13 protein-coding genes are annotated in these 15848 nt (G+C 42.2%); 5 read left to right on the top strand and 8 right to left on the bottom strand.

Going from position 1 to position 15848, the window contains the following annotated elements; genetic code table 11:
- Nucleotides 1–47 precede the first annotated feature (47 nt).
- From L3V43_RS11900 to L3V43_RS23705, 4 genes are all read left to right on the top strand, one after another.
- The gene (locus tag L3V43_RS11900) at nt 48–377 is read left to right on the top strand and encodes a 5-carboxymethyl-2-hydroxymuconate Delta-isomerase (RefSeq protein WP_102057560.1); all 330 of its coding nucleotides are present in this window, start codon (nt 48–50) and stop codon (nt 375–377) included.
- 23 nt (nt 378–400) lie between these two features.
- Nucleotides 401–1111 carry a 16S rRNA pseudouridine(516) synthase RsuA gene (gene rsuA / locus L3V43_RS11905; protein WP_199539666.1) on the top strand — a complete coding sequence of 237 codons (711 nt, stop codon included), beginning with the start codon at nt 401–403 and terminating at the stop codon, nt 1109–1111.
- Between the two features lie 126 nt (nt 1112–1237).
- Complete coding sequence (locus L3V43_RS11910) at nt 1238–2869, top strand: methyl-accepting chemotaxis protein (protein ID WP_102057562.1); 1632 nt, start codon at nt 1238–1240, stop codon at nt 2867–2869.
- 251 nt (nt 2870–3120) lie between these two features.
- Nucleotides 3121–3243 carry a hypothetical protein gene (locus L3V43_RS23705; protein ID WP_266070753.1) on the top strand — a complete coding sequence of 41 codons (123 nt, stop codon included), beginning with the start codon at nt 3121–3123 and terminating at the stop codon, nt 3241–3243.
- A 632-nt stretch (nt 3244–3875) separates the two neighbouring features.
- Here L3V43_RS23705 and L3V43_RS11915 read toward each other — a convergent pair.
- From L3V43_RS11915 to queA, 8 genes are all read right to left on the bottom strand, one after another.
- Nucleotides 3876–4679, bottom strand: a complete 804-nt coding sequence (locus L3V43_RS11915; RefSeq protein ID WP_102057886.1) for a transporter substrate-binding domain-containing protein — start codon at nt 4677–4679, stop codon at nt 3876–3878.
- Between the two features lie 85 nt (nt 4680–4764).
- On the bottom strand, nt 4765–6546 hold the full coding sequence (locus tag L3V43_RS11920) for a bifunctional diguanylate cyclase/phosphodiesterase (protein WP_237116650.1): 1782 nt from the start codon (nt 6544–6546) through the stop codon (nt 4765–4767).
- A gap of 112 nt (nt 6547–6658) precedes the next feature.
- Nucleotides 6659–7186: a hypothetical protein gene (locus L3V43_RS11925; protein WP_102057564.1), complete on the bottom strand. Its 528-nt coding sequence runs from the start codon at nt 7184–7186 to the stop codon at nt 6659–6661.
- A 132-nt stretch (nt 7187–7318) separates the two neighbouring features.
- A complete protein-coding gene (gene secF, locus L3V43_RS11930; protein ID WP_010607169.1) occupies nt 7319–8263 on the bottom strand; it encodes a protein translocase subunit SecF in 945 nt (314 codons plus the stop codon).
- A 9-nt stretch (nt 8264–8272) separates the two neighbouring features.
- Nucleotides 8273–10132: a protein translocase subunit SecD gene (gene secD / locus L3V43_RS11935; protein ID WP_010607168.1), complete on the bottom strand. Its 1860-nt coding sequence runs from the start codon at nt 10130–10132 to the stop codon at nt 8273–8275.
- 24 nt (nt 10133–10156) lie between these two features.
- The gene (gene yajC / locus L3V43_RS11940; protein ID WP_010374166.1) at nt 10157–10495 is read right to left on the bottom strand and encodes a preprotein translocase subunit YajC; all 339 of its coding nucleotides are present in this window, start codon (nt 10493–10495) and stop codon (nt 10157–10159) included.
- 20 nt (nt 10496–10515) lie between these two features.
- Nucleotides 10516–11655: a tRNA guanosine(34) transglycosylase Tgt gene (tgt, locus tag L3V43_RS11945; RefSeq protein WP_010374167.1), complete on the bottom strand. Its 1140-nt coding sequence runs from the start codon at nt 11653–11655 to the stop codon at nt 10516–10518.
- Between the two features lie 214 nt (nt 11656–11869).
- Nucleotides 11870–12907 (bottom strand): tRNA preQ1(34) S-adenosylmethionine ribosyltransferase-isomerase QueA, encoded by a 1038-nt coding sequence (gene queA / locus L3V43_RS11950; protein WP_235367951.1) that lies wholly within the window; start codon nt 12905–12907, stop codon nt 11870–11872.
- A gap of 320 nt (nt 12908–13227) precedes the next feature.
- On the opposite strand from queA, the gene L3V43_RS11955 reads away from it, so the two are divergent.
- Nucleotides 13228–15735: an EAL domain-containing protein gene (locus L3V43_RS11955; RefSeq protein ID WP_010607166.1), complete on the top strand. Its 2508-nt coding sequence runs from the start codon at nt 13228–13230 to the stop codon at nt 15733–15735.
- Nucleotides 15736–15848 lie beyond the last annotated feature (113 nt).

A 15848-nucleotide genomic window follows, 5' to 3' on the forward strand; every position in this document is an offset into this window, starting at 1 on the left:
ATAAATAGCATAAACTCTGAGCCTAATGCAAAAACATGGAGTTTCACATGCCACACTTTATTCTTGAACACTCAGCTAATTTGCCAATTGAAACCGAGGCGTTAGTATCGCAGGTGCAGCAATTTGCCTGTGCATGTGGCTTGTTTGATCCAACTTCCGTCAAAACCCGTGCTGTTGCTTTTGAGCATTTTCAGTTAGGTGATGGCAAACAAGGGTTTATTCACCTGCAGATCCATATGATGGCTGGTAGAACATTAGAGCAAAAACAAATGCTCACGGAAGGTGCTCTGAAGCTTTTGCTCGCAAAGGTCGGGGAGCATTTTGCGCTCAGTGTCCATTGCTATGATTTATTATCCGATATTTATCGCAAAAACTAATTTATTATTCGAGTTATTTAACTATGAAATTTCCATGTAGATTGGAGAAATTTTTGAGCCACGTTGCAGAGATACCACGCAGCAAGGTCAAAATTAATATTAAAAAAGGTCTCGTTACCGTCAATGGCAATATCGTCAAAAAAGGCGACATCCAAGTCACCCCAGCAGACCACATTACTTTTGATGGCGAACGCCTAGAGTATTTGGGTTTACGCTACTATATGCTAAACAAACCACAAGGTTATGTATGTGCAAATAGTGATGAATTACACCCAACAGTATTCGATTTAATTGAAGAACCTAACTTAAAAGATTTTCATGTTGCAGGTCGACTGGACATCGATACCACGGGTTTAGTACTGCTCACTAACGATGGTGATTGGTCTCATCAAATCACCTCGCCGAAGAAACAAAAGTTTAAAACCTATGTACTAGAAAGTCGCGACGAACTCACTGAAGAAGCGCTAACACAGCTTGAACAAGGCGTTGAACTACATGGTGAAAAACAAGCAACCCTGCCAGCAAAAGCGGAGCTTATTGATAAATTTGCACTACGCTTATCTATTTGCGAAGGAAAATATCATCAAGTAAAACGCATGCTTGCCGCAGTTGGCAACCAAGTAGTTGAACTTCATAGAGAAAATATTGCAGGGATCGAACTTGATCCAACCCTTGCTGAGGGCGAATACCGCCCATTAACTGATGAAGAAATAAGCATAATTAATGCAAGTTAGTCATCGTCTTTAGGTAGTATGAGTAAATATCATCTCAAAATCGCCTCCTTAGGGCATTAACCTACTTACAACTTCCCCCTAAACATGCTAAATCATGTAGTGAGAGTATTTTTAGGGGGCGATCCTGTGTTTTCTAGTTTCACATTAAAAGCAAAAATAATTACCTTTGCCGCCGCAATATTTGTTTCATTACTTGCCGTTGCCTTTGTAGGTCTTCAAGCTCTGCGCCATGCCAGTGAAAGCGATAATATTGCGCGTATCAACCAATTAATGAAAAGCACCGTTAATATTGTTAAACAGTTTGAGCGCTTTGCAGAGCAAGGGGAACTGACTGAGCAACAAGCAAAAGAGATGGCAATTCAGGTTTTAAGAGAAAATAAATACCATGACTCTGAGTATGTGTATGTTGTTAATGACAAAATGGACTTCGTAGCAACACCTCATGACCCCCAACTGCATAACACCAGCTTTAATGACTTTGAAGATGCTGACGGCAAAAGCATAGGCAGCATGGTGAAGCGCTTAGTCGGTAACCAATTTGATCGGATCATTACCTACAATTGGACTTCACTGCGAGATGGAGAAGTTGTCGACCTGACTTCAGTGGTACAAAAAACACCAGGGTTTGGCTGGTATGTCGGCACAGGTATTAGCTACAAAGAAGTAAACGATCGTTATTGGGACACCGCAATCTGGTTAGTCGCACTTTCTTTAGCGGTTGCCGTTGCATTGACCACCGCACTTGCGCGGTTTGGACTGTCTTTGAATAACAAACTTGGTGCTGAAATCAATGATGTGCTCGAAATCGTAAAACATGTTTCAAGAGGAAACCTAACTACACCTATCAATACTGCTGACTGCCAAGATTATAGTATTCTCGCAGCCATGGACTATATGCAAGGCGGATTAAAAGGAGTAGTTGAAGGGCTTAAAGAAGCAACTAAGGCGCTACAAAACCAAACATCAGACAGTGAGGTACGCTCAGTAGAACTTGAGAATCTAACTCGTAGTTTAAATGCAGAAACTCAAATGGTGGCTTCAGCAATTACCGAACTCACAGCCTCAGCACAAACCGTTGTCGAACATGCGGAGCAAGCTGCGGATTCAGTTCAAGAGGCTGAAAAGCAAGGTAATGCTGCCGACAAACTGACAGCTCAAGCAGCAACTGAAATTGCATTATTAGAGCAACAAATTGACAGCGCTGGTAATAATATTCAAGTACTAGATGAAGAAGTATCTAATATCGCTAATGTACTTACCGTTATCCAATCTATCGCCGAGCAAACCAATTTATTAGCCCTCAATGCTGCAATAGAAGCTGCTCGAGCTGGAGAGCAAGGACGAGGCTTTGCTGTCGTAGCGGACGAGGTCAGACAGCTTGCTCAGCGCACTCAAACCAGTACAGAAGAGATCCGTACCATGATCACTAAACTGCAAAGTGCAACTCAAGATGCGAAGGCTTCTGTAAGCTTGAGCATTGCAACAAGCGAAAAAACGGTAAGTATGTCATCTAAGGCATCTCAAGCGCTTGTACAAGTCGCCGATTCTTTAAAATCTATATCGCAGATGAGTCATCAAATAGCTCAAGCAGCCAAAGAACAGTTGGATGCAGGAGAAGATACAGCCAAACGTGTCGTTGTTATCTCTGACACGGCCTCACAGACGGCAAGTGTGTCTGAAAAAGCACATAAAGCGACTGATACAATTAAATCTTTATCTGGAAATCTAGAGATTGAGATGGCCAAATTCAAAGTGTAATAAGTCAACTTTATTCTTATTTTTCATACAATTAGCCAAGTGTAAATTTATATAAACTGTTAATTGAAAAATTTCTTTAATTTTTCATTCACCTTGTGTTTATTTGGTGTTAAGTTTGTACCCACAGAGAGTTTCAGTTTTAGTAGTCTCAAGAGACTTCTTTGTTTGTTATAATTGCAATAATATATGCAACCTAAAGTTTGAATGCTTGATTGCGTAGAGATCAAGCAAACTTAATAAGGACTATGATAATGCAAAAACTAAATTTGAAAGAATGTAAAAAAGTTTCTGGTGGTGGTATTTGGATGCCAGATGAACCAGCAGCTAACAGTGCTGAAGCTAATGCAAATACCAAATCTAGCAAAACCAATTAAAGATTATTGTTAGTTATGGAAAGAAAATTCGCACTCGGAGACTTACTACTACCATATGTCTTAGTTGTAGTAGGAGTCTTCATTATACACGATGTTAATTTTCACTTTTTTCTGACGTACACGGCACTTATATCTCTCTGTTTTGGTGTGGGATTACGACTGAAGGATGTGAACATATGTATTCTGTCCATCTTATGCCTGACTCCCTTTGTTCTTGAAACACTCGTGTTTTCAACCGGATTAATTAGCCTATCATCTTCCCCTGAGAATAGATTATTTCAGAATAGTTTGATTTTCGGCATTCACCTAATTATCGAGTTAATAGTGCTCGCCCCACTCACTTACCGGACAGAATTAACCAAAAAACTTTTCCCAAGATATAAAATTAAATACACCTTTGCGGATAATATATTTCCATGGTTGGCTATCTTAGGAGCTTTGTTCACATTCGCTACTATTGTCGAAAATTACCTAAGAAATGGTAAAGGCTATGATGTGACTTTCTTTTTCTACTCTTCCGATATTGCAGGATATATTCTGTACTCAGCAAAATGTGGAATTATGATAGCTTTAACAGCCCTAACATACAAAGAAGAGTACGATTACGCACTCCCAAGCTTGCGCAAGAAACGCTAGTAGTTTTTTGCAAAGTAAGGGTTATTCAATTTGATGCCTTCACCTTCAGGCGGTAACACTAAACGATATTTTTGTTTTAATCGTTTTAATTCACCAGACTCTTTAAGCTTAGCAAGCCCCTCCTCGAGTGCATAAGCAAGTTTTGGCTTGTCTTTATTCACAAAGAAGTAAAAAGCGGTTGAATACTCAAGGTGAAAATCAGGTACGATCATGAGGTTTTCGTTATTTTGTGCGATCAATTCTGAATTTGCCTCAATCACCGAGCGTGGAAAATAATCCGCTTTTTTATCCGCGATTAAATTAAACATGGTTTGATAATCGGAAATAGGCCTGACCTTCAGACCGTTATAACTAAGAATTTTAGTATCGGGCCAATCGTGTCCTTGTACCGCGGTAAAGCGCTTTAATTCATCAAGCGAACGAACCGTTTTTATGGCTGGATAAACATCTTTATGAACAATCAGCACGCGTTTACCAATAAGTCCATCATACAGTGGGACTTTAATGGGAATAGCGATTTGCTCGCGTGCGGGGCTGGTCATAGACCAGTGTAAATCAACCTTACCTCGGCTTAGTGCCATTAACGTACGCTGTTGATGAGGATGGATCTTGATGTGTTCGATTTGAGCTGAGTACTTAGCAGCAGCCAGTGCCTTTTCTAGTAATTCATAAAGATAAAGATCGCGATCGTACAAGGTTCGCGCTTCTTTCGCGACATAGATTAACTCGGGGGATTGCGCTGCAATACAAGCACTTTGAAACACCAGAGCAGAGATAGTTACACCCAACTTTAACTTCATCGCACAACCCTCTTTAGGGGAAATAATACTACAATCAAAAGTATTTTTACGGATTGCTATTACTATTGCGTAATTAAAAATATAGTCAACCTGCATTTTCCAGTCGTACAGTCGATACCGTAGGCTTACGACGGTTACAGACAAATAAATAGCTATTACGATAGCGCTTTGCTTCTTTCTTAGCATCTGTTGCTAAAGCTGCAACTTGATGCGAATTAATACAGTGTTGTAAATCTGGTCTCACTAAGCCAATCGATAAAGTGAGTAAAGGTACAAATTGCTTTTGCCCTTCACGATTTGTTGCCCAGTAACCGCCAGCACTAACATGCTCGGGAGTAAAAAAGGCTTTTGATTTAAGCTCAAACTGAGTGATGATCTCATGACACAACACTTCTGCATCATTATTATCGAACACCACCATAAAGTCGTCGCCCCCGATATGCCCAACAAAACTTGAGCTCTGTGCACATACATCAACTGTCACCTCGGCAAGTAGCTTAATCACACTATCACCACTTGCATATCCATATAAATCATTAAACTGCTTAAAATGATTAAGGTCGATATATGCTAGAGAAAAGTCATGATGTGAACGTAACCTTTGCTCTATTGCCTCATTTATCGCGACATTGCCCGGCAACATGGTTAATGGATTGGCATGTTGAGCATGACGAATTTTTTCTTCTGTGATGTGCTTGAGTATGTCTCTCAAGGGCGCTAAGCCAAGATAACGACCATCTCTAGTAATAATGATATGACGTCGAATATCAAATTCATGGTCGGTTATTTGTTTACTCACCGTATCAAGCTCTTGCTGCTCATCCACCACTAACGGCTGTTTATCCATCAACTTAATCACTGATTTCTTATCGAAGAGTGCATGACCATATGGTGCCGCAAACACCTCAGTCAGTTGATCTCTGTGTAGCAGCCCTACAGGCTCTCTAGCATCATTAACCACAGCAAGGCTGGTTAGCTTACGATCTTGTTCAAACAACCTATGAGCATCGATACATTGCGTACATTCATGGATAGCATTGGCCTCTTTGGCAAGCCAACCGATTGCCATCGACTGCTCAAATTGATTGAAGGCCGTTTTGGATTCCGTGTGTAAAGATTTAAACAGTGCGAGTTCAGTGGGAGGTTTGCGAGTAGGCTTAGCAAGTAAGAAACCCTGCGCAATCACTATACCGAGCTGCTCAATAAGCTTCAGCTCTTCAATTCGCTCAATTCCCTCGGCAATTACTTGAGTGCTAGTGGCTTTAGCAAGTTCAATAATGGACTTTAAAAACTCGCGTTTCACCACACTTTGGTCACAATGGTCGATGAAGTATCTGTCGACTTTGACGTAGTCAGGGCATAACTCCGACCACTTCTTGAGACCAGAATAACCCGCTCCCAAATCATCAATCGCAATTTGAAATCCAAGTTCTCGATAATGGGTAATTGTAGTTAGTAGCAGATTCGCGTCATCTACTTTGTCTTGCTCAGTCACTTCAATGACGACACGCTTGGGATCGAGCCCATACACTTCTGTAAGATGTCTGGTTTCGCCCTTTGGGTGGCTCAGATCAAGTAACGCTTTTGGACTAACGTTTAAAAATAACTTACCAGGAAGGTTGAGTGAGACGAACTGCTTAATAGCGGCTTCACGACAGATAATCTCCAGTTCTGACAAACGCTCCTGCTTACTCGCAATCGCAAAAAGCTTGTCTGGAGATTCCAACAATGAGCCGGACATGCCACGACTTAATGCTTCAAACCCTAAGATTTGCCGTTTCGCAAGATCGTAGATAGGCTGAAACAGAGTAAATACAGCTTTTTCTTTTATTATTGTATTAAGTACTAACGTGCGCGAAGGATCCACAGCATTAAACTCACTGTAAAAGTATAATCGCGCACGGTAGCAACAGAGTATGACAGATATATGTCAATCGGGTGAAATGTACCCAATTTGCAATTGAATGATTTTCAACCGCTTACTTTAGCGCTCGTTCTACCTGATCAAAGTGTGCAATCACTTCCACAATTTCCATCTCTGCACTCTTATAGTCTTCAGCGCCACTAAACCCTTTCATCGCAATCGCTTGAACCGTTGCTGGATGCACTAATAAATCTTTGGCATGGTAGCAAACAGGGTCATCAAACTTGGGTAATTTACCATCTGCGTGATAACCCGTTTCGATCTCTTCAAGTGGTAAAGTAGGAATGATATCAGCGGCCTTATCCAAGGCATCTAGATAAGTCTGACACTGAGGATACTTAGCCACAAACTCATTAAGCAAAGTTCTAGAAAGCGTCACAAGATCGGCGGATTGTGTTTCAAGTGCTGCAGCATCTTTCTCGATACGAATATCTGCAAGTAAGGCCTCTGCTTGAACTTTGTATTGTGCTAAAGATGAGGTTGCTTCTGTAGTTACAGATCCGGTTTGCTGCTCAAGCTCAGGTTGCTTAGAACATGCGGTCATTAATGTCAGTGCACCAACCGCCATCGCAAATTTGTACATAAGTATCTCCTTTATTGATAACGATTATCATTATATAGTAATGTAATATTTTAGAAACAATAAAATGACGTTTTACAGGCAACAAAAAAGCGGCCAAAAAGCCGCTTTCGATTATTACATCAAATTCCATGATTAAGGCATAGCGTCTAGGTCTGCACCTTCTTTTTCAACTTCTACCGGGATCAAATCTTCTTTGCTAACGCCCATTGCTACTGCAACTGAGCTCGCTACATAAACAGAAGAATAGGTACCGATAAATACACCGAATAGCAAGGCCGTCGCAAAACCATGAATGGTTTGACCCCCCCATACGAATAACGCAATCAATACAAGGATAGTCGTGATTGAGGTCACTAATGTACGATTAAGCGTTTGTGTCAGTGAAATGTTGATGATCTCCAAGGTGTCGTCAATGCGTACTTTACGGAAATTTTCACGAATACGGTCAGAGACAACGATAGTATCGTTAAGTGAGTAACCAATTACCGCTAATATTGCCGCCAAAATAGTTAAGTCAAATTCCAGACCTAAGATAGAGAACAGACCCATTGTCAGTACAACATCGTGGAAGAGTGCAAATACAGCACCTACTGCAAAGCGCCATTCAAAACGAAAAGCAACGTAAATCAAGATACAGATAAGCGCGGTTAGCATCGCCAAGCCACCCTGCTCTTTGAGATCTTCACCAACACTTGGACCTACGAATTCAATGCGGCGCATCACCACACTTTCATCCGCTTGTTTCAGCGCGGAGATGAGTTGGTTACCTAATACTTCAGCTTTCACGTCGTCCCCACGAGGGGCGAGTCGTACTAATACCTCTTGGCTTGAACCAAAAAGTTGCACAGAGGCATCGGCAAAACCGCTCTCGGCTAATACACTACGTACCTTTGCTAAGTCTGCTGGCTGCGAGAATCCAACTTCAACTGCCGTCCCACCAGTAAAGTCCAAACCAAAGTTTAGTCCTTTCACCATAAACGAGCCGATTGAAGCCAAGATCAACAATGCCGAAAAAGCCATGGAAAGCTTTCTTGCCGACATAAAACGGATTGTGCCTTTTAAGTTTAATAATTGCATGTCCGTCTCCTAGATTGATAGCTTTGTGATACGTCTGCCACCGATGATGGCATTAATAACTGCACGCGTACCAACAATCGCTGTAAACATCGAGGTAATGATACCGATAGCTAGGGTTACCGCGAAGCCTGCAATTGGGCCTGTACCGACAGAGAATAGGATCACAGCTGCAATTAAAGTGGTGATATTTGCATCAAAAATCGTACTAAATGCACTATCGTAACCATGGTGAACGGCTTGCTGTGGACTGCGGCCTTCCGCTATTTCTTCCCGAATACGCTCAAAGATAAGTACGTTAGCATCAACGGCCATACCTACGGTTAATACGATACCGGCAATACCTGGCAGCGTCAGCGTCGCGCCTGGGATCATCGACATCACACCCACAATCATGATGAGGTTAGCCGCAAGCGCCAAGTTTGCTACCAGACCAAAGCCTTTGTAGTACAGCAACATAAAGGCAAGAACAAAAGCAAAACCAAGCACAACCGCAGTCATACCCGCTTCGATATTTTCCTGACCAAGGCTTGGACCTACAGTACGTTCTTCAACGATTTGAATTGGCGCAACCAGTGCACCTGCACGTAGTAGCAAGCTTAAGTTATGCGCTTCTGCTGGGCTATCAATACCGGTAATACGGAAAGAGCTGTTTAAACGCGCTTGAATCGTGGCAACGTTAATCACTTCTTCCACTTTGATTGGTGGTAACGCTTTGCCATTTTCATCTTTCTTGCCAGATGGTTTGTATTCGATGAAAACCGTCGCCATACGCTTGCCGATGGCGCGTTTAGTAAAGGCATTCATTTTTGCCCCACCTTTGCTATCAAGTTTGATATTCACCTGAGGGCGCTGATATTCATCCATACCAGATTGCGCACCTGTGATATGCGTACCTTCAAGAATAACGCGCTTTTTAAGCACGACAGGATAACCATCTTTATGCGGGATCACTTCCGTGCCAGGAGGAATACGACCTTGTGCTGCTGCACGCACGTCGGCATTTTCGTCTACTTCACGGAACTCAAGCGTCGCCGTGGCACCGAGAATTTCTTTCGCGCGAGCCGTGTCCTGAACACCTGGAAGTTGAACAATTATGCGCTCACCACCTTGACGTTGAACATTTGGTTCAGCAACACCTAGTTGGTTAATACGATTACGAATAATGGTTTCGTTTTGCTTGATAGCGTATTCGCGCAGCTCTTTATATTTAAGGTCGCTAAGGCTTGAGAAGAAAGCAAGGCTATCGCTGCTATCATTGATAAAGTCGTTACCTGGGTAACGTTTTCTCAAGAAGCTCATTGCCGCGTCTTTGTCCTCTTCCGAACGCATCGTTACTTGTACACGTTCACTATTAGAAACCCGACGCACCGAGCGATAACGCAATTTTTCTTCACGTAAATCACTCTTGAAATCTTGCTCCATTTGCTCAAGTGCATTGTCCATCGCCGTGACCATATCCACTTCCATAGTGAAGTGAACACCACCACTTAAATCTAGACCGAGCTTCATTGGATTTGCACCTAAGTCTTTTAACCACTCAGGTTGTGCCGGAGACATATTGATTGCTGAAATGTAATCATCGCTTAAGCTATTACGCAAAATATCTTGTGCTTTAAGCTGATCTTCAACATTTTTGAAGCGGACAAGGATTTGACCGTCTTCTAACACAGAAGATTTTACGGCAAGGTTGTTCTTTTGTAGGGTTTCGTTAACTTGATCTAATACACTGAGCGTCGCATCAGCACCTTTTGTGCCAGAAACTTGTATGGCCGGATCACGACCATACAAGTTAGGTGTGGCATAAAGAATACCGATAGCCAACACAGCGAGAACAAGTAAGTACTTCCACATTGGAAACTTGTTTAACACTGGGCTATCCCTTTATTGTTATTCTTATAGAGATTTCATTGTACCTTTAGGTAACACAGCTGAAACCGCTGACTTTTGCACTGTTACTTCAGTTTGGTCGTTTAGTGCGATTACAACAAAGTCTTTATCATCAGCAACTTTAGTGATTTTACCCACAAGTCCACCTTGAGTTAGTACTTCGTCACCTTTGCCTAATGCACCCATTAGGTCTTTGTGTTCTTTAACACGCTTAGCTTGTGGACGGTAAATTAAAAAATAAAATACCAGACCAAAAATACCTAACATGATTAGCATTTCCATGCCACCACCAGCAGGTGCAGCTGCTGCGGTGCTAGCATGCGCGTTTGAGATAAAAAAGCTCATTTCACTTCCTCGTTTATAAATTAATTATTTTCTGTCAAACCAACGTCAGCCAACTCTGGCACCGCAATGCCACGGCGCGCATAAAAGTCTTCGACAAATTCATCAAATGTACCTTCAGATAAGGCGTTTCTCATTCCTTCCATCAGACGTTGATAATAACGTAAGTTATGGATGGTATTGAGTCGAGCGCCTAGAATTTCATTACACTTATCTAGGTGATGTAAGTACGCTCGAGAGTAATTCTTACAAGTGTGGCAATCACACTCCGCATCTAGTGGGCTAGTATCTGTTTTGTGTGCTGCATTGCGGATTTTTACCACGCCACCTGTCACAAATAAGTGACCATTACGAGCGTTACGCGTTGGCATTACACAGTCAAACATGTCGATACCGCGACGTACCGCTTCAACCAAATCTTCTGGTTTACCAACGCCCATTAAGTAACGTGGCTTGTTTTCTGGCATTTTATAGGCACATTGGTCAAGAATATTGATCATGTCTTCTTTTGGCTCACCAACTGATAAACCACCAAGTGCATAACCATCAAAACCGATTTCTTCTAAGCCCTTTTGCGACTCGGCACGAAGCTCTGGGTACATACCGCCCTGAATAATGCCGAATAGCGCTGAAGGATTATCAGCATGTGCATCTTTGGAGCGCTTAGCCCAACGTAAGCTTAGCTCCATCGAGTCTTTTGCTTCTTTTTCTGTCGCTGGATACGGCGTACATTCGTCAAAAATCATGACGATATCTGACCCTAAGTCGCGCTGTACTTCCATCGCTTTTTCTGGAGACAACATGATTTTCTCACCATTAACTGGTGACTTGAACAACACACCTTCTTCCGAAATTTTACGCATTGCACCAAGACTAAATACTTGGAAGCCGCCTGAATCGGTCAGAATCGGTTTATCCCAGTTCATAAAATCATGCAGATCGCCGTGCTGCTTGATGATCTCAGTGCCAGGTCTTAGCATCAAATGGAAGGTATTTCCTAAACAGATATGTGCGCCCGTTTCTTTGAGCTCGTCAGGGGTCATGCCTTTTACTGTGCCGTAAGTACCAACAGGCATAAATGCAGGCGTTTCTACCACACCACGGTCAAAAATCAAGCGACCTCGGCGAGCCTTACCCTGTTTGCTATCTAATTCAAATTTCATTGTTACCTCGTTGTCGGAAAAACAGTCCAACTTTGACTAAAAAACGTGCTAAGCCAATGCTTAGGGCAGTGATCTTTCGATTCTACCAAGATTACTAGCGCAATTCTAATATTGGGATAAAAAACACAAAGTCCATATCGAGCTTGCAACTTTACAGCCATAAAACGCAAAATGCCCAGCAACACTGGGCATTTTAATAGTTGTATGGCGTGAGTTACTTATCTTGCTTTTGCAAGAACATCGCATCACCGTAACTAAAGAAGCGGTATTTCTGTTCAATGGCGGTTTGGTAAGCCTTCATAATATGCTGTTGCCCTGCAAACGCACTCACTAACATGATTAGCGTTGATTCTGGTAAGTGAAAGTTAGTCACCATTGCATCTACCACGTTAAAACGGTAGCCCGGATAAATAAAAATATCGGTATCGCCGTAAAGTGGAGCAATTTCACCGCCGTTTGCTTTAGCCGCAGACTCAAGTGAGCGCACCGACGTAGTACCTACCGCGATGACGCGTCCTCCTCTGGCTTTTGCCGCTTTGATTGCCTCCACGACTTCTGCTGAGACCTCGATATATTCTGAGTGCATAACATGCTCTTCCACCGAATCGACTCGCACCGGCTGGAACGTACCTGCGCCCACGTGTAAAGTAACAAAGGCCATCTTAACACCTTTGTCTTTTAGCTTAGCCATCAATTCATCATCAAAGTGCAGTCCGGCGGTAGGTGCAGCGACTGCGCCTGGTTTCTCACCATACACAGTCTGATAACGCTCTTTATCTTCTTCATCATCCGGTCTGTCGATATAAGGAGGTAAAGGCATATGGCCAATTTTATCTAAAATAGCCAATACATTTTCTTCGCCCTCGAATCTCAACTCAAATAATTCACCGTGGCGCTGAACCATTTCTGCGGTTGCTTGGCCTCCAAGCTCAATTTTAGTACCAGGTTTTGGCGACTTGCTCGCTCTTACATGAGCAAGCACAGTCCGCTCATCTACAACGCGCTCAACCAATACTTCTAGTTTTCCACCACTGGCTTTTTGACCAAACATACGCGCAGGAATAACTTTAGTGTTATTGAAGATGATTAAGTCTTCTGGATTAATGAGTGCCAAAATATCTCTAAATACTTTGTGTTCTATTTCACCACTATTGCCATTTAAGGTAAGAAGACGACTGCTAGAGCGTTCCTTCATTGGGTGTCTGGCAATCAACTCATCAGGAAGATCAAAACTAAAGTCTGCTACGCGCATGGAAAGGCCTCATTTCTAAAAGTGCGCCAAGTCTAGTGCGGTGTTTTGGCGAAATCAAGTGCTTGTAACCTTGCGTAAATACCTTTAACCTAGCGAGTCTAAAACGGTAATCACCATGTAAAATTTTGTACGGTGTGCACCTTTGTTTAGTACGTTCTTTATTCTTTACGTTTAAACAATAACTTATCGCTATCGGCTATGATTACCGAGCAAAGTTCGTGTCACTGTTTGATTATTATCAAGCAGCGGTTAAGTACGATTTGCTAACTTTAAGACAAGCCCAATGATTGTGTCGCAGTATCTGGTGAGGTTTTTTTATTGTGTCTAGACAACTAACGTTGCTCATTGTTAACGCCAGTGCTCACGAGCGTCAAACCTTGACTAAAACTCTTAGTGCATTAGATGTCTTTACTATCATTGCCAAATCCGACTCTCAAGATGCCCTAAGCTTACTAAAGACGCAAGCTGTAGATCTAGTGATCACCGGCTTGGATGTTGGCAAAATTGACGGCTGGCGATTCTCGCGCATGATCCGCTCAGGTCTGCTGGCAACGCCCAAAAATACACCCATCGTACTTATTCCACCGACTTATTGTGAACGAATAGCCGAAACCACCGCTCGTAGCTACAGTATTGATGCCGTGCTACCATTTGAACGTCAAGACATGTTGCCGCAAATTTTGGCCAATGTGTTGTCAACGCATTTAGATAAAAGCAGCCGCCTCAACTTGCTCTTGTTAGAGCCCAACCAACAACGTGCGCAAAAAATATGTGAGCACCTATCGCACAATTTCGTTTGCACACATGTAAGCTCGGCGGCCAGCGCTTTATCACTATTTCTACAAGATCATTACGCCATTGTTTTAATGGACACTACGTCTGATTTATCAGGTTCCGCAGAAAGCTTAGTCGAAAGTATTCTCAAACATCGTCCAAGCCAAGCCATTGTAACCATTATTGACAAACGCGATGCCGACCATGCCGAACAACTATTATTGTTAGGTGTTACCGACTTTGTTCGAGCACCATACGATATGCCCTTTTTAAGCAAAGTATGCGACCATGCAGCGCGGCGAGAAGATTTTATGGTGAGCTATGCCGAGTTTGCTAATAAAGTCGAGCAACTCAGTCGCAGTGAAAGTCGCTATAAAGATTTGTTTTCTGCACACCAACGGATTTTACTCCACCTGAGAACAGTTGTCGTTGAATTGGAATTGGAAGGCGCGATCCGCTTTATAAACCCAGCATGGGAATACCTCTCAGGCTTTGGTATTAAGTCAAGCCTCAATACCCAGCTCCGCGATTATATTGCCAAAGATGAATTGCCGACCTTCAACAAAGTCATTCAAGAAATTCAAAATGGAGTCAGGCAACATGCGCAATTAGAGCTGCAACTCTGCCACAAAGCAGGACATCTAGTGTGGGTCGAGTGTCGCCTACAACTTATCAAGAATACCTCAAGTTCGGTCGCAATAACTGCAACACTCGATAATATTCACGAACGCAAGCAAGCTGAGCTGCAACTCAGACACTTAGCATTGCATGATACGCTTACCGGCTTACACAACCGCTACTACTTCGACCAACAACTAAATCAGCTGTGCAATGAAGTAAAGTCTGCACAAGAGATAGAACATGCACTAATTTACATCGACTTAGATCACTTTAAGATCATCAATGACAGTAAAGGCCATCAGCAAGGAGATATTGTACTCAAAGAAGTATCTGAGTTGTTTGGTGACAAAATAGGTGAAGAGCATCTCACTTTCCGTATTGGTGGAGACGAATTTGCTGTACTGCTTAAGCACACCAATTTACTTGATGCTCATATGTGCGCTGAAAGCATTTGCATGGCTATCGAAGAACATAAATTTCACTTTGAAGATAATGCATACTCTCTCAGTTGTTCTATCGGGTTAACGCAAATTACCAATGAAAATGCGGATCCCAGCGAGTGTTTGAAACAAGCCGACATAGCCCTTTATATCGCCAAGAATCTCGGCCGCAACTTGGTTCATTGTTATAATAAAGAAGATGAACAAAACCAAACACTGCAAACCGGTTTAGAATGGGGCCATAGTGTTAGGCAAGCGCTTCAGAACGACAGCATAGAACTCCATTATCAACCGATCTGGGATTTCAAAAAACAACAAATAGCCTATTACGAAGCACTGCTTAGATTAAAGATTAACGGTGAGACAGTTTACCCAAATCAGTTTATTCCTGCATTAGAGCTACTTAATGATACATTTTTGATGGATCAATGTGTGATCAGAACAGCCATTAAAGCACTGGCTGAACATGAGATTTTGAGCCAAGTGGCGATTAATTTATCTGCTCATTCATTTTTAGATGAACGACTGCAACCCCACATTCAGGCCTGTTTAAAAGAGCATCAAGTTTCAGCTAATCGCGTTATTTTTGAAATCACAGAATCTGCCAGTATTAATAACCTCAACGCAACCCAGACAATGATTAAAAATCTGAACGATCTTGGTTGTCATTTCGCTATTGATGATTTCGGGACAGGCTTCAGCACTTTTAGCTACCTAAAACAGCTACCCGCACAGCATGTTAAAATAGATGGCTCCTTTGTTCGAGACATGCTCAACGACCCAATTGACCTGGCGCTGGTCAAAGCTGTAAACGATATTAGTCACTCGTTAGATAAGTGTTCAGTTGCCGAATATGTCGAAAACAAAGAAATATTTCAACAACTTAAGGAAATAGGTGTGGACTATGGACAGGGTTACTTTATCTCTAGACCGCTCCCTATTGAACAACTAGCGAGCAGTGCAAAAACTATTTTATCTCTAAAAACAGCGTAGTAACATTTTTATACTAAAGGTTACTTTTACTTCTTGCAAAGTCCACTATAATTAAAGATACCAGTTTAAAATGTCACCAAATTTTAAGGTAACACCTTAATTTTATAGACATT

It is taken from the genome of Pseudoalteromonas sp. L23 (assembly GCF_021728455.1).
Classification (GTDB): domain Bacteria; phylum Pseudomonadota; class Gammaproteobacteria; order Enterobacterales; family Alteromonadaceae; genus Pseudoalteromonas.